The following is a 14,598-nucleotide window of genomic DNA, read 5'->3' as shown; positions in this document are numbered from 1 at the left end:
ACCGGGGAGGTCACCCGGGCCAGGCTCCGGCTCGGCGGCTGCCTGCTCGCCCTCGAACAGAGCGACGAGGCCGCCGCCGTCCTCGTCGTCGCCCTGGAGGACCTGCTGGAGGCCGCCGACGAGCCGGGCATCGTGCAGGCGTGCGTCTGGCTCGGCCAGGCCTGCGGCCGGCCCGGACAGCTGCGGGCAGCCGCCCGGTTGCTGCGCCGCGCCGCCGCCTCCCCGCGCCCGTGGCAGGACCTGCACGGGCACGCCGTCGTCACCCACCTGGCCGCCGACATCCACCGCGCGGGCGGACAGCACGCCGAGGCGGGGGAACTGTACGCGCGGGCCGAGGAGCTGTGGCGCGCGCTGGGTGACGAGCAGGCGCTGATCCGTACGCTGCACGCCCGCGCCTGGCTCGCCAGGGAGGCGGGCGCCCCGTTCGAGGAGTCGCTGCGCTGCATGGAGGCGGCGCAGCACGAGATCGCCTCGGTGCTGGACGACCCCGGTCTGGAACTGGACGACGAGCGGCGGCTCCGCCTGAGTCTGGAGGCAGGACGCACCCACCGGCAGACCGCCGAACTGCTGACCGAGCCGGTGCCGCTGCCCGCGCCCGGCGAACAGGGCGAAGCCGTTCTGGCCTGCTACGCCCAGGGCATCGCCTTCGCGGACCGCGCCGTGGCGGCCTTCCACGCCTGCGGGGAGGCGGGACTGCACGAGGCGACCAGCGCGGAGCTGCGGGCCGCCGGGCTGGAGGCCGACCTGGGCCGCTACGACCAGGCCGTCACCCGGCTGACCCGGGTGCGCGCCGCCTACCCCGAGGGCACGCCCGACCCGTACGGCACCGTCGCGGAACGGATGAGCGAGGCGGGCGCGCTCGAACTGCGCATCGAGAACGCACTGAGCCGGCCCGCCTAGAGCCTCCGCACTGAGCCGGCCGCCCGGAGCCTCCTGGTGGAGCGGGCCGGAAGGCGGTCGCCCGTCCGGCCGGGCGGCTCCCCGCGACACCTCGGAGCCGCGCGGTCCGGAGCCGCGACGCCTCGGAGCGCGACGCCCCGAGCCGCGCGGCTCCCGCTTCTCCCGGCCCCAGGAACGGCGCCGGGCCGCCCCCGGTGGGCGGTCAGCGGGCCGGGTGGGCCGCGCGGGCCGTGTCCGCGATGACGCGGGCGACCGTGGCGGGGTCGTCGTTCATCGGCACGTGGCCGCAGCCGCGCAGCCGCACCAGCCGGGCGCCGGGGAGGACGCGCTTGGCCCGCACGCCCTGCCTGGGCGGCAGCAGCCGGTCCCGGTCGCCCCAGGCGAGGGTCACCGGCACGTCCGTGATGTCCTCCCGGAAGCGGGCCGCGGGCCGCCGCCCCTCCGCCAGCACCGGCGCGAAGCCCGGCGCCCGGCGCAGCGCGCGGGTCTCGGCGGCCACCGCGTCCGCCGAACGCCGACCCGGGCGGGCGTAGATGGTGCTCGTCAGCGCCGCCCGTCCCGGCGCCGAGCGGGCCAGCGTCTCCAGCACCGGATCGGGCAGCGCCCGCGCCCCGGCCCGCATGCCGCGCAGCACCGTGTAGGCGTACAGGCGGTCGGGCGTGGTGAAGAAGCCGGCGGGTGCCAGCGCGGTGACCGAGCGCGCGTACCCGTGCAGGCCCATCCCCAGCGCCAGCAGTCCGCCCAGCGAGTTGCCCGCCACGTGCGGACGCTCGACGCCCAGTGCCTCGCACGCCTGGGCCAGCAGCGGGACCACGCTCGCCGTCCCGTACGAGACGCCGTCCGGGAGGGCGGGGGAGGCGCCGAAGCCCGGCAGGTCGAGGGCGATCACGTCGTAGCTCCCGGCGAGCACCGTCAGCACGGGCTCCCATGCCTGCCAGTGGTGGCCGATCCCGTGCAGCAGCAGCATCGGTTCGCCGCAGCCGCGCCGCTCGTAGGCCAGGTCGCAGGAGGGGCCGGCGGGCGGGGCGAGCCGGAGGACCGTCCCTGAGTCGCGGACGGGTGTCTGCGGGGTGAAGACGGCGGGCATGGCCTCTCCTCCGGTTTCTCGCCTTGTGGTTCGTGTGGACGCCGCCGGTCGCCGGCGGCACGGCGGGCCAGCGGCCACGGCTCGTTGACAGAATGTCAGCAAGGCGCTCGTGCGGGGAACCCCCATGCGGCGGACGGCCCCGCCGCTGGTGGCATGATGGCGGCGTGACCGCTGACGCGACCGCTGAGGGGACCGCTGACGGGACCGAGGTCTTCGAGGAGCACCGGCCGGTGCTCGACGGCGTTGCCTACCGCATGCTCGGCCGGGTGGCCGACGCGGAGGACGTCGTGCAGGAGGCGTGGCTGCGCTGGTCGGCGACCGACCGGACGCAGGTGCGCGAACCACGCGGCTACCTGGTCCGCGTCACCACCCGGCTGGCCATCGACCGGCTCCGCCAGGCGCAGGCCCGGCGGGAGGCGTACGTGGGGCCCTGGCTGCCCGAGCCGCTGGTCACCCACCTCGATCCGGCGGACGCCCGCGAGCAGCAGGACGGTGCCGAACGCGCGGTGCTGGCCGAGTCGGTGTCGCTGGCCCTCCTGGTGGTCCTGGAGTCCCTCTCCCCGCTGGAGCGCGCGGTGTTCGTGCTGCGGGAGGCGTTCGGCTTCCCGTACGCCGAGATCGCAAAGACGCTGGAGCGCGGTGAGGCGGCCGTGCGCCAGCTCGCGGGGCGCGCGCGGCGGCACGTGGAGGAGCGCAAGCCGCGCTTCGAGGTGGACCCCGCGCTCCAGCGGGAGCTGACCGAACGCTTCCTGCGGGCCTCGGTCGGCGGCGACCTCCAGGAGCTGCTCACCCTGCTCGCCCCGGACGCGCGGCTCGTCTCCGACAGCGCGGGCAAGGCGAAGGCGCCGCGCCGGGTCATCGTCGGGGCCGACAAGGTCGGCCGCTTCCTGGCGGCCGTCGGCCCGGGCGCCCAGGGGCCCGGGTTCGGCCTGCGCTTCGTGGAACTCAACGGCAGCCCGGCGGCCGTGGCCACCTACGAGGGCCGCCCCGACGTGGTGTTCCTGCTGGACGTGGCCGACGGCCTCATCCGCACCGTCTATCTGATCCGGAACCCGGACAAGGTCGCCCACCTGCGGGGCGTGGGCGTGCCGGCCGAACTGGGCTGACCACCGCCGTTACGGACGAGGGCCGGCGGGCCGCGCCGCGCACCGAGGGGCCGCGGCCCGGAGCGCCGCGGCCCGGTCGTCGTCACAGCCCGCCGGCCACTCTCAGCACGGCGCCCGAGGTGTAGGACGCCTCGTCGGAGAGCAGCCAGGCGACCGCGTCGGCGATCTCCTCCGGCTCGCCCGGCCGCCGCGCGGGCGTGACCTCGGCCTTCTTCCACGCCCGGTCGGGGTCGCCCATCTTCGCGTGCATCCCGGTCAGCACGGAGCCCGGCTGTACGCAGTTGACCCGCACGCCCTCGCCGGTGAACTCCTTGGCCAGGCCCACCGTCATGGCGTCCACCGCGGCCTTGGACGCCGCGTAGTGGACGTACTCGCGGGGTGAGCCGAGCGTGGCGGCGGACGAGGAGATGTTCACGATGGCGCCGCCCATCCCGCCGTGCGCGGTGGACATCTCGCGCAGGGCGCGGCGGGCGCACAGCAGCGCGCCCGTCACATTGACCTCCACCACCCGCCGCATCACCTCGGGCGCCGTCTCGGTGAAGCGGCCGAGGGGACCGCTGATGCCCGCGTTGTTGACCAGGCCGGTGACCGGGCCCAGCGCGGCGCGCACGGTGTCGAAGAGGTGGTCGACGGCGTCCGCTTCGCTGGTGTCCACCCGCACTGTGACGGCCTCGCCGCCGGCCTCGCGCACGGCCTCCGCCGTGCGCGAGGCCGCCTGCTCGTCGCGCTCGTAACCGATGCCGAGGTGGTGCCCGTCCCGGGCGAGCCGCAGTGCCGTGGCGGCGCCGATGCCGCGGCTGCCGCCGGTGACGACGGTGACGCGCCGCACGGAGGCGGGGAGGGCGGGACGGGACATGGCTTCCTCCGGAGGTGAGCTGCGCCACAGGGACTCTGATCGATGATCGATCATCGCATCGGAGGAGCGGCCCGGCAAGGGTCCTCGGGCCGCGTCGATTGGTCTTGACCAAGGGTGGGGGCCGCCCTATCGTCAGGGCATACGCAAGGTCCTTTAAAAAACAAGGACAAGAAAACACGAGCACGAGAACGCCGCCACACACGGGCCTGTCGGGCGTCACGGGGATTGCGGAGGCAAGGGTGGGGACCATGCAGCTGGAGACGGTGCCGGAGCCGAAGTACTGGCATCTGAAGACCGTCCTCTCCGAAGCACTCGACTCCGAGTTCTCGGTCGGCGAGATCCTGCCGAACGAGCGCGAACTGGCCGCCCGCTTCGGCGTGGCCCGCGCGACCCTCCGCCAGGCCCTCGAACAGCTGGAACTGGAGGGCCGCCTCCAGCGCCGCCGCGGGGTCGGCACGACGGTGGCCCCGCCGCGCGTGGGGGTGGACGTCGGCTCCGAGAGCGGCCCCCACGCCTGGCCCGGCGCGCCCGGCGACGCCTGGCAGCCCGAGGACCACGAGTCCGCCCCGGCACCGGCGGCGGTGGCCCGCCTGCTGGGCACCGGGCGCGACGAGGTGCACGCGGTACGGCGCAGCCGGACGACCGGCGGCCAGCAGGTGGCGTCCGAGGTGCTGTACGTCCCCGCCACCCTGGTCCCCCCGGTCGCGGAAGGGGACGGCGCGCAACACGGCTCCGCCCGGGCCCGCGCCGTGCTGCGCGAGCTGCACCGGCTGGAACTCGGCGGCCAGGAGAGGACGGTGGAGCTGGGCTCGGCGCGCGCCGACGACGCCCGCCGCCTCGACCGGCTGCCCGGGGCACCGGTCCTCGTGGTGACGACGCGGTACTTCGCGGACGGCCGCACGGCCGCGGTGTCGGTGGCGACCTACCGGGCCGACACGTGCCGGCTCTCGTTCGGCGACGCTGACGCCGTCTCACTGATGGCGAGCTGACCCCGCGGTCCCGGCACGCCCTAGCGGACGGGTGCCGTCTCCAGGGTGAACAGCTCGCTCTCCGCGTGGTCCAGGGCGACGCGGAGAGCCCCGGTCGCCACCGCCGTCTCGCCCAGCCGGGAGAGGGCCACCCGTGGCGGGCGCAGGCAGTAGCGCTCCAACTCGGCACGCAGCGGGTCCAGTACGCCGTCGAGACCCGAGGCCCAGCCGCCCACCACCAGCAGTTCGGGGTCCAGCGCCAGCACGAGCGCGGCCACGTCGTGGACGAGGCGGGCGAGGAAGCGGTCCATGGCCCGGCGGGCCTGGTCGTCACCCCCCTTGGCCTGGGCGAAGACCCGGGCGACGGCGGCCTCGTCGAGCGGTGGAAGCGGCTCGTCCGTGGTCGACAGCAGCCGCTCGGGGGTGGCCTCCCGGCCCAGCAGGTGCAGCGCCCCGATCTCCCCGGCCGCGCCGCCGAACCCCCGGTGCAGGCGCCCGCCGATCAGCGAACCGGCCCCCGGGCTGAGCCCCGCCAGGACCATCACCACGTCGCCCACACCCCGGGCCGCGCCTTTCCAGTGCTCGGCCAGTACCGCCGCGTTCGCGTCGTTCTCCACCAGGACGGGACAGCTGAAGGACCGCCGCAGCCGCTCGCCCAGCGCCAGCCCCGTCCAGCCGGGCAGCGCGGTGCCCAGCCGGACCGTGCCGTCGGACTCCACGATGCCCGGCGTACCGACGCCGACCGCGCGCAGGGTGTCCCGCGCGGTGCCGGTCCTGCGCAGCACCTCGGCGACCGTGTTGCGGCTCCGCTCCAGCCGGGTGTGGGCCTGTGCCGTCTCGGAGACCTCCCGGGTGAGGGAGCCGATGATGCGGCCCGTCAGGTCCGAGACGACGGCGGCGACCCGGTGCGGACCGATCTCCAGGCCCAGCAGATGGCCCGCCTCGGCACGGAAGCGGAACCTGCGCGCGGGCCGCCCGCGGCGGGCCGCGCCGCGGGCGAGGGACGGGTCGTCCTCCGCCTCGGCCGCCAGCCCCGCCTCGATGAGGTCCTCCACGACGCCCTCGACGGTCGGACGGGACAGCTCGGTCGCGTGCACCAGCTCGGTGAGCGTGAGTGCGGTCGGCGTCGCCTGGCCGCGCAGCGCGCGCAGAACGGCCGTGGAATTGATCCGCCGCAGCAGGGACGGGTCCCGTCCGCTCAGCCTGCTCACGCTCCGCCTCCCTGCCTGTGCGCGTGGGGCGGATCGTAACCGCTCGGGGCGACCACGGCGAGTGGCCGGGGTACCCGCGGCGCCGGCCCGCCGGCGCGGGGAACCGGACCCCGCGTCAACCGGCTGCCGGTGGAAGGAGGTTGACTGGCCCCATGCACCTCGCGCACCATCTCGCCGCCCTCGGCAGCCTCCGGTCCGCGCCCGCCGCACGCGTCACCACGTTACGGGCGGCGGAGCTGGGCGCCGACAGCGATCCCGCCGCGCTCCTGGAGGCCGAGCAGGAGATCCGCGCCGACCACGAGGCCCTCGTCGTGCTGCTGTCCGGACAGTGGGGCGAGCCGGAGACGGTGGACCTGGACCCGCACCTGCTGGCGGCCGCGGACGGTGTCCCGGTGCCCGAGCCGGAGCGGACGCTGTGCCAGTGGGTCGCGGAACTGGCCGTCTGGACGGTGGAGGGCCGCTGGACGGGGGTGGGCGTGACCCGCCGCGCCCCGGGGACGTCGCCCCACCTCCTGGCGGCGGTGGGGGAGCCGGGCAGGCCCGCGCCGCACCACCTCACCTGATCCGGCGGCCGGGCCGCCGCCCGCGGCCGGTGCCGCCCCACCGCGTCACTCCTCGGGGGTGGCCGCCAGCCGCAGCCTGGCGAACTCCTCGGCGAGCGCCGGCGGCGTGTAGTGCGCGTTCAGCCCGCTGGGGTTCGGCAGCACCCACACCGGCACCCCGCCGACCAGCCGCTCCTGCGGGCCCATCGCCGCCCTGGGCTCGTCGAAGGCGGCGCGGTAGGCGGTGATGCCGAGTATCGCCAGCCAGTGCGGCCGCAGCCGGGCGACCTTCTCCTCCAGCAGCCGCCCGCCCTCGGCGAACTCCTCGCGGGACAGCTCGTCGGCGCGCGCCGTGGCCCGTGCGACGACATTGGTGATCCCCAGCCCGTACGACAGCAGCTCGTGCTCCTCCTCGGGCCGCAGCCGGCGCGGGGTGAAGCCGGAGGCGTGCAGCGCGGGCCAGAACCGGTTGCCCGGCCGGGCGAAGTGGTGGCCCGTGACCGCCGAGACCAGGCCCGGGTTGATGCCGCAGAACAGCACGCGCAGCCCCTCGGCGGCCACGTCGGGCACCAGCTTCCCGCGGGCCGCCTCCAGCTCCTCCTTGGTGAACCGCCGGGTCAGAGGATCGCCCCCGGCCGGTAGGCGGCGGCCTCGGGGTACAGGGACGTCACCTCCTGGACGCGGGCGACGACCTCCGCCGTCTGCGCGGCGGCGGCCCCGGTGAACGACAGCCGGTCGGCCATCAGGTCGTCCAGCGCGGGGCGGTCCAGCGGGATGCGCGCGTCGGCCGCCAGCCGGTCCAGCAGCTCGTTGTGCTCGGCGCCCTCGCGCAGGGCGAGCGCCGAGGCGACCGCGTGCTCCTTGATCGCCTCGTGGGCGACCTCGCGGCCCACACCGGCCCGCACGGCGCCCATGAGCACCTTCGTCGTCGCCAGGAACGGCAGGTAGCGGTCCAGCTCCCGGGCCACCACGGCGGGGAAGGCGCCGAACTCGTCCAGCACCGTGAGGAAGGTCTCCAGCATGCCGTCGAAGGCGAAGAAGGCGTCCGGCAGCGCCACGCGCCGCACCACCGAGCAGGACACGTCGCCCTCGTTCCACTGGTCACCCGCCAGCTCTCCCGCCATCGAGGCGTAGCCGCGCAGGATCACCATGAGGCCGCCCACGCGTTCGCAGGAGCGGGTGTTCATCTTGTGCGGCATCGCCGAGGAGCCGACCTGGCCCTCCTTGAAGCCCTCGGTCACCAGCTCCTGCCCGGCCATCAGCCGGATGGTCTTGGCCAGCGACGAGGGGGCGGCGCCCAGCTGGACGAGCGTGCCGACCACCTCGTGGTCGAGGGAGCGCGGGTAGACCTGGCCGACGGAGGTGAGGACGCGGCCGAAGCCCAGGTGCTCGGCGATCCGGCGCTCCAGGTCGGCCAGCCGCTCGGTGCCCTCGCGTCCTGAGCCGAGCAGGTCGAGCATGTCCTGCGCCGTGCCGACCGGGCCCTTGATGCCGCGCAGCGGGTAGCGGCGCAGCAGCTCCTCCAGCCGCTCGAAGGCCACCAGCAGTTCGTCGGCGCCGGTCGCGAACCGCTTGCCCAGGGTGGTGGCCTGGGCGGCGACGTTGTGCGAGCGGCCCGCCATCACGAGGGCGGAGTGCTCGCCCGCGAGGGTGCCCAGCCGGTGCAGCAGCGCCACCGTGCGGTCGCGCACCAGTTCCAGGGAGAGGCGGATCTGGAGCTGCTCGACGTTCTCCGTCAGATCCCTGGAGGTCATGCCCTTGTGGATGTGCTCGTGCCCCGCCAGCGCGTTGAACTCCTCGATGCGGGCCTTCACATCGTGCCGGGTGACCTTCTCGCGCTCCGCGATCGACGCGAGGTCCACGTCCTCGAGCACCCGCTCGTAGTCGGCCAGCGCCTTCTCGTCGACGGTCACGCCCAGGTCCCGCTGGGCCTTGAGGACGGCGAGCCACAGCCGCCGCTCCAGCACGATCTTCGACTCGGGGGACCAGATGCGGACCAGTTCGGGGGAGGCGTAACGGGACGCCAGGACGTTCGGGATGCGCGGCTTGTCACTCACGCCGCCCGAGTCTACGGGCCGCCGCCTCGGGCCTCGCGGCGCACCATGCCGCGAGGGAGCTGCCCCTGTCCGTCGGTGCGGGCCCGCGGGCTGGTCCGTGGCCGGTCGCGCGGTTCCCCGCGTCCCCGGAGGGCCGCCCCGCGAGCCTCAGCCGGTTCCGGTCAGCGGGGCGAGGCCGGGCCGCTTGGGGGCGCGCCCGTCCCCCGAGGAGCGGCCGGTCAGGCGGCGGCCGATCCACGGCAGCAGGTGGACGCGGGCGAAGCGCAGGTCGGCGGCGCGGCGGGCGGCCCAGGACGGAGGGGCGGCGGGCGGCAGCGGGGTGTCCCAGGCGGACTCGGCGGGCAGGCCGAGCCGCTGCCAGACGGCCTCGGCGACCCGGCGGTGGCCCTCGGCGGTCAGATGGAGCCGGTCGTCGGCCCACATCCGGGGGTCGCCCAGCGCGTGGGAGGAGAAGAGGTCCACGACCACCGCGCCGTACCGGTCGGCCAGCCCGTCGATGAAGTCGAACAGCTGCTCCATCCGGGGCCGGTACCGCTCCAGGACCGGACCGCGGCGCCCCGGGCTGCGCATCAGCACCAGCGTGCCGCAGGAGGGGGCCAGCGCGGCGACGGACTCCTCCAGCAGGGCGCACACCCGCGCGGTGTCGCAGCCCGGCCGCAGCACGTCGTTGAGCCCGCCCACCAGGGTGACCAGGTCGGCCTCCATCGCGGCGGCCGGGCCGACCTGGTCGGCCGCGATCTGTCCGATGAGCTTGCCGCGCACCGCCAGGTTCGCGTACCGGAACTCCGGCTCCAGCGCGGCGAGCCGGGCCGCCAGCAGATCGGCCCAGCCGCGGTAGGTGCCGTCGGGCAGCAGGTCGGACATGCCCTCGGTGAAGGAGTCGCCCAGCGCGACGAACGAGCGGAAGGCGACGGGCGGTTGTGCGGATTCCGCCGGCGCGGAGGGGGCTGCACTGGTCACGCCCGCCATGCTAGCCCGTTGCCCCGAGCAACGACTTCTCGGGCTTCCGGCGGCGGGCCCCGCGCGGGTGTGCCCCGGGCGGACCGCCCGGGGCACCCGGTCACGCCTGGCCGACCAGCTCCCGCAGTACGTCCTCCATGGTCACCACGCCCGTGGCGCGCCCGTCGGGGCCCGTCACGGCGGCGAGGTGGGTGCCGCTGGAGCGCATCGCGCCCAGCACGTCGTCCAGCGGCAGCGAGGCGCGGACGCGGGCGATGGGCCGCATGGCCGTCAGCGGGAACGGGGCGTCGCGCGGGAAGGCGTCCAGCGCGTCCTTGACGTGCAGATAGCCCAGCACCCGGCCGTCGTCGTCCACCACGGGGAAGCGGGAGAACCCGGACTCGGCCGACAGCCGCTCCAGCCCCTCGGGCGTCACACCGCGGCCCGCGGTCACCACCTTGTGCAGGGGCTGCGCCACGTCGCCGACCGGCCGCCTGCCCAGCTCCAGGGCGTCGCGCAGCCGCTCGGTCGAGCGGTCGTCCAGCAGCCCCGCCTCACTGGAGTCGGCCACCATCTGCGCCAGGTCGTCGTCGGAGAACGCCGCCTCGACCTCGCTCTTGGGCTCCACCCTGATCAGCTTGAGCAGGGCGTTGGCGAACGAGTTCACCGCGAAGATGACCGGACGCAGCGCCCTGGAGAGCGCCACCAGCGGCGGCCCCAGCAGCAGCGCGGCCCGCTCGGGTCCGGCCAGCGCGATGTTCTTCGGCACCATCTCGCCCAGCAGCATGTGCAGATACGTCGCCAGGGAGAGGGCGATCACGAACGAGACACCGTGCGCCACCCCGTCCGGGATGCCCACCGCGTGGAAGACCGGCTCCAGCAGGTGTGCGATCGCCGGCTCGGCGACGACACCCAGCACCAGCGTGCACAGGGTGATGCCGAGCTGGGCCGCCGCCAGCATCTGGGCCACGTGCTCCAGGCCCCACAGGACCTTGCGGGCCTTCTTGTCGCCGTCCTCGGCCAGCGGCTCGATCTGCGCGCGCCGCACCGAGATCATCGCGAACTCGGCACCGACGAAGAACGCGTTGACCACCAGCGTCAGCAGTCCCACGAAGAGCTGGACCACCGTCATCGCCGCGCCTCCGCCCGCTCGTCGGCCGCGGTGGCGGCCGGGTCGTCGTCCGGCCCGGGACCGAACAGCCGTACCTGTGCGGCGCGCCGTCCGGTCGCGTCCGTCACCTCCAGCCGCCATCCGGCGACCGTCACCGTGTCCCCGGCGGCGGGGATGCGCCCCAGCTCGGTGGCGATCAGACCCGCCAGCGTCTCGTACGGGCCCTCCGGGGCGCGCAGCCCGATGTTCTCCAGCTGGTCGGTGCGCGCCGCGCCGTCCGCGTCGTAGACGGGGCGGCCCTCGGCGTCCTCACCGGCGGGGGCCAGGTCGGGGGCCTCCAGCGGGTCGTGCTCGTCGCGGACCTCGCCGACGACCTCCTCGATGATGTCCTCCAGGGTGACGACACCGGCCGTGCCGCCGTACTCGTCGATGACGACCGCGATGCTGCGATCGCCGCCCGAGAGCTGGTCCAGCAGCCGGTCGACCGTCAGCGACTCGGGCACCAGCAGGGCCTCGCACATCAGCTCGGTGACCGGGCGCAGCCGCCGCTGCTCGGCGGGGATCGCGAGCACGTCCTTGATCCGCACGATGCCGACGACGGTGTCCAGGTTGCCCCGGTAGACGGGGAAGCGGGACAGCCCCGTGGCGCGGGTCGCGTTGGCCACGTCCTCCGCGGTGGCCTGCACCTCCAGCGAGGTGACCTGCACCCGCGGGGTCATCACGTTCTCCGCGGTCAGCTCGGCCAGGTGCAGGGTGCGCACGAACAGGTCGGCCGTGTCCTCCTCCAGCGCGCCCTCCTTGGCGGAGTGCCGCGCCAGGGCCACCAGTTCCTGCGGCGAGCGGGCCGAGGCCAGCTCCTCGGTGGGCTCCAGGCCCATGCGGAGCAGGATGCGGTTGGCCGTGTTGTTCAGATGGCGGATCAGCGGACGGAACGCCGCCGAGAAGACCCGCTGCGGGGTGGCGACCGCCTTGGCCACCGGCAGCGGCTTGGAGATCGCCCAGTTCTTGGGCACCAGCTCGCCGACGACCATCAGCACGACCGTCGAGAGCGCCGTCCCGAGCACCAGCGCGACCGAGGAGGACGCCGAGGACGGGACGCCCATCGAGCGCAGGGGCCCGGCGATCAGCACCGCGATGGAGGGCTCGGCCAGCATGCCGACCACCAGGTTGGTGACCGTGATGCCCAGCTGCGCGCCGGAGAGCTGGAAGGTGAGGGACCGCACCGCGGCCAGGGCGCTCTTCGCGCCGCGCTCGCCGCGCTGCTCGGCCCGCTCCAGCTCGCTGCGCTCGACCGTCGTCAAGGAGAACTCCGCCGCGACGAAGCCACCGCAGGCCAGCGCCAGCAGCAGCGCAACGAGCAGCAGGAGGCCTTCCATCATCGCTCCTTCACCTCCTTCCCATCCTGGGCCAGGAGGCGCGGGTGCGCGCGATGTCGGTAGCCGCTACTAGGAGGGTCGCCCATGGGCGGACGCTCACACCTTCCGTTGTGATGAGAGCGCCGGGCCTGCGGGAGTGCAGGTCCGGCGGGTTGTCCATCGTAAACGGACCGGACGGCCGACGGGTTCCGCGCTCCGTGGGGCCGGGAGCCGCCGGGCCGTCAGGGGGAGAGCGTCTTGACCCAGCGGCTCCACTGCGGCTGCGGAGCGTAACCCGCGGCCTCCCACGCCCGGTGTGCCCGCTCGTTCGCGTCCAACACCATGGCGTCGCCGCGCCGCCCGCCCAGCGCGGCGAAGCGCTCCTCGGCGGCGGCGAGCAGCGCGCGGGAGACGCCCCGGCGACGCTGGGCGGGCAGCACGGCCAGCCGGTAGAGCGAGCAGCGCCAGCCGTCCCAGCCGGCTATGACACTGCCGACCAGCTCCCCGTCGCGCTCGGCGAGCAGCAGCGCCTCGGGGTCGCGCGCGAGCAGCCGCGCGACTCCGTCCCGGTCGTCACTGACGCTGGTGCCCTCGGCGGCCTCCCGCCAGAAGGCCAGCACACGGTCGATGTCCCGCTCCTCGGCGGCCCGGATACGCAGATCGTCCATGGGGCGCATCCCAGCACGGCCGCCGGCCGCCCGCCACGCCGTTCCGCCTGGCGGGACGGCGTGGCGGGCCGGGTCATTCGCCCTTCAGCTCCTCGATCACCGGCGCGAACGCGTCCATGAAGGGGTCGAGCACGGTGTAGTAGGACAGTCCGAAGCGCTCCCGGTGGGCGCGGAGCCGGTCGGCCATCTCCCGGGGGGAGCCCACCAGGAGGGCCGGGTGCTCCAGCAGCTCCTCGTCGCTCATCCCCGGCCCGTACGGGCGCAGGCTCTCCAGCGCCTCGCCGGGGTCGGAGGCGCCTGCCACGTACTGGACGAGGTAGTTCAGCTCGGGCGGCTCCTCCCGGTCCCCGGCCAGGGCGCGGAGCGTCTTCGTCCGCTCCTCCAGCTCCGCCGGGGAGATCAGCTCCATCGTGCCCTCGGGCTTGCCCGGGCTCTGCCGGCCGCCCGTGAAGGCGGCCACCGCGGCGGTGCGGGCGGCCAGCCGCAGCACCCGGTCGCCGTTGCCGCCGATCAGCAGCGGCACCCTCTCCTGCGCGGGACGTGGCGCCTGCTCCGGGTCCGCCAGCAGCCGCGTCACCTGGGCGACCAGCTTCTCCAGGTGGTCGACCCGGCCGCCCGGCGAGGCGAACGGCAGGCCCGCGGCGTCGTGCTCGGCCTTCACATAGCCGGCCCCCAGGCCCAGCTCCAGCCTGCCGCCGGACAGCTGGTCCACGGTCGCCACCTCGCGGGCCAGGAGGGCCGGGTTCCAGAAGCCCGCGTTCAGCACGAAGGTGCCCAGCCGCGGCCGCTCGGTCACCGCGGCGATCTGGGCCAGCGCGGCGAACGGCGCGGGCATGCCCAGGTGGTCGGGTACGTGGAGGATGTCGTACCCCTGTTCCTCGGCCCGGCGGCAGCGCTGCCGGAACTCCTCCCCGGAACCGAGAGCCAGCATGTTGACGCCGAAACGAAAGGGCCGTACGGAACTGGTCACGCGGGCCTCCCTGGCCAGCCGCCGGTTGGGCGGGAACGACGGATACGGCTGCGAGCGCCCCGATCCTAGGCGTACGCCGGCGGTCCGGGTAGCGGCTTCCGCACGGTCCGTACGCCTGTTCACTGCTAGCGGAACGGTGCTAGCGTGAGGTTGTGGCCAAGACACAGATGAACGTGCGCGTGGACGAGGCGACCGCGCAGGCCGCCCGGGAGCGCGCACTGGCGCGCGGGGTGAGCGTGAACCGCTACATCGAGGAACTGGTCCAGCGGGACGCGGCCGAGGTCGGCCGCTCCTTCGTGGACGCGGCCGCCGACTTCATGAAGAGCTACGAAGCCGTCTTCGCCGAGGAGTTCGCCGCCGCCGAGACCGCCCACCACGGACGGGGCAGCGGGACCGGGGCCCCGCCGGCCGCGTGAGCGTGCGCATCGACCTCCCCTGGCTGCTCATCCTCGCCGAGGAGAAGACCCCCGGCGACCCCCGCGTCACCGACTACGGCGCCCTCGTCGCCGCCGTCAGCCGCCACGAGGCCGCCATATTCGACCGGCCCGTCTACGCCGAACCGCACGAGCGCGCGGCGGCCCTGCTGCAACTGCTGCTGCACGTCCCCGCGCTGGAGCGCTCCAACGCGCTGTTCGCCTCCGCCGTCGCCTACGGCTACCTCGTCGCCAGCGGACTGAAGGTCGTCACCTCGCCCGAGCGGATCCGCGATCTGGCGCGCCTCGTCAAGAGCGGCACGGCGGACCTGCCCGCCATCGCGGCCGAACTGCGCACCTGGACGCTGCCCGAACGCTGATCCCGCAGGCGCGGCGAACGCTGACCCCGCAGCCG

Annotated in this window: 15 protein-coding genes and 1 pseudogene; 6 read left to right on the top strand and 10 right to left on the bottom strand. The window is 75.0% G+C overall.

Translation table 11 applies throughout. From position 1 onward, the window contains the following. A pseudogene (locus FM076_RS03705) lies at positions 1 to 900 on the top strand (hypothetical protein); the annotation flags it as partial. A gap of 202 nt (positions 901 to 1,102) precedes the next feature. On the opposite strand, the gene FM076_RS03700 reads toward FM076_RS03705, so the two are convergent. Then, complete coding sequence (locus FM076_RS03700) at positions 1,103 to 1,987, bottom strand: alpha/beta fold hydrolase (RefSeq protein WP_173868508.1); 885 nt, start codon at positions 1,985 to 1,987, stop codon at positions 1,103 to 1,105. A 164-nt stretch (positions 1,988 to 2,151) separates the two neighbouring features. Between FM076_RS03700 and sigJ the strand changes: the two genes are divergently transcribed. Next, positions 2,152 to 3,093 (top strand): RNA polymerase sigma factor SigJ, encoded by a 942-nt coding sequence (gene sigJ, locus FM076_RS03695; RefSeq protein WP_345944879.1) that lies wholly within the window; start codon positions 2,152 to 2,154, stop codon positions 3,091 to 3,093. 82 nt (positions 3,094 to 3,175) lie between these two features. Here sigJ and FM076_RS03690 read toward each other — a convergent pair whose 3' ends face one another. Further along, positions 3,176 to 3,949 carry an SDR family oxidoreductase gene (locus FM076_RS03690; protein WP_173868506.1) on the bottom strand — a complete coding sequence of 258 codons (774 nt, stop codon included), beginning with the start codon at positions 3,947 to 3,949 and terminating at the stop codon, positions 3,176 to 3,178. Between the two features lie 239 nt (positions 3,950 to 4,188). On the opposite strand from FM076_RS03690, the gene FM076_RS03685 reads away from it, so the two are divergent. Then, a complete protein-coding gene (locus FM076_RS03685) occupies positions 4,189 to 4,938 on the top strand; it encodes a GntR family transcriptional regulator (RefSeq protein WP_173868505.1) in 750 nt (249 codons plus the stop codon). A 20-nt stretch (positions 4,939 to 4,958) separates the two neighbouring features. Here FM076_RS03685 and FM076_RS03680 read toward each other — a convergent pair whose 3' ends face one another. Further along, positions 4,959 to 6,128 carry an ROK family protein gene (locus FM076_RS03680; protein ID WP_173868504.1) on the bottom strand — a complete coding sequence of 390 codons (1,170 nt, stop codon included), beginning with the start codon at positions 6,126 to 6,128 and terminating at the stop codon, positions 4,959 to 4,961. Positions 6,129 to 6,280: 152 nt separating this feature from the next. Between FM076_RS03680 and FM076_RS03675 the strand changes: the two genes are divergently transcribed. Beyond that, positions 6,281 to 6,691: a hypothetical protein gene (locus FM076_RS03675; RefSeq protein WP_173868503.1), complete on the top strand. Its 411-nt coding sequence runs from the start codon at positions 6,281 to 6,283 to the stop codon at positions 6,689 to 6,691. 45 nt (positions 6,692 to 6,736) lie between these two features. Here the strand turns inward: FM076_RS03675 and mug are convergent, their stop codons facing one another. From mug to FM076_RS03640, 7 genes are all read right to left on the bottom strand, one after another. Then, on the bottom strand, positions 6,737 to 7,240 hold the full coding sequence (mug, locus tag FM076_RS03670) for a G/U mismatch-specific DNA glycosylase (RefSeq protein ID WP_173868502.1): 504 nt from the start codon (positions 7,238 to 7,240) through the stop codon (positions 6,737 to 6,739). Between the two features lie 47 nt (positions 7,241 to 7,287). After that, entirely contained in the window at positions 7,288 to 8,727 is a 1,440-nt protein-coding gene (gene purB / locus FM076_RS03665) for an adenylosuccinate lyase (RefSeq protein ID WP_173868501.1), read from the bottom strand. A gap of 147 nt (positions 8,728 to 8,874) precedes the next feature. Next, positions 8,875 to 9,591, bottom strand: coding sequence for an SGNH/GDSL hydrolase family protein (locus FM076_RS03660; protein WP_243274769.1), 717 nt, complete (start codon positions 9,589 to 9,591; stop codon positions 8,875 to 8,877). Positions 9,592 to 9,787: 196 nt separating this feature from the next. Next, positions 9,788 to 10,798, bottom strand: coding sequence for a hemolysin family protein (locus tag FM076_RS03655; RefSeq protein ID WP_173868499.1), 1,011 nt, complete (start codon positions 10,796 to 10,798; stop codon positions 9,788 to 9,790). After that, on the bottom strand, positions 10,795 to 12,156 hold the full coding sequence (locus FM076_RS03650; RefSeq protein ID WP_173868498.1) for a hemolysin family protein: 1,362 nt from the start codon (positions 12,154 to 12,156) through the stop codon (positions 10,795 to 10,797). Before FM076_RS03650 ends, FM076_RS03655 begins: the two co-directional genes overlap by 4 nt. A gap of 218 nt (positions 12,157 to 12,374) precedes the next feature. Beyond that, entirely contained in the window at positions 12,375 to 12,809 is a 435-nt protein-coding gene (locus FM076_RS03645; protein ID WP_173868497.1) for a GNAT family N-acetyltransferase, read from the bottom strand. A 64-nt stretch (positions 12,810 to 12,873) separates the two neighbouring features. Beyond that, positions 12,874 to 13,770 (bottom strand): TIGR03621 family F420-dependent LLM class oxidoreductase, encoded by an 897-nt coding sequence (locus FM076_RS03640; protein WP_173868496.1) that lies wholly within the window; start codon positions 13,768 to 13,770, stop codon positions 12,874 to 12,876. A gap of 152 nt (positions 13,771 to 13,922) precedes the next feature. Between FM076_RS03640 and FM076_RS03635 the strand changes: the two genes are divergently transcribed. Then, the gene (locus FM076_RS03635; RefSeq protein WP_173868495.1) at positions 13,923 to 14,186 is read left to right on the top strand and encodes a toxin-antitoxin system HicB family antitoxin; all 264 of its coding nucleotides are present in this window, start codon (positions 13,923 to 13,925) and stop codon (positions 14,184 to 14,186) included. Next, complete coding sequence (locus FM076_RS03630; protein ID WP_173868494.1) at positions 14,183 to 14,563, top strand: fic family toxin-antitoxin system, toxin component; 381 nt, start codon at positions 14,183 to 14,185, stop codon at positions 14,561 to 14,563. Before FM076_RS03635 ends, FM076_RS03630 begins: the two co-directional genes overlap by 4 nt. Positions 14,564 to 14,598 lie beyond the last annotated feature (35 nt).

It is taken from the genome of Streptomyces albus subsp. chlorinus (assembly GCF_013302895.1).
In the GTDB taxonomy this organism is placed as follows: Bacteria; Actinomycetota; Actinomycetes; order Streptomycetales; family Streptomycetaceae; genus Streptomyces; species Streptomyces chlorinus.
The sequence above is the reverse complement of the archived record's forward strand: the minus strand, read 5'-3'. Positions and strand labels throughout refer to the sequence as shown.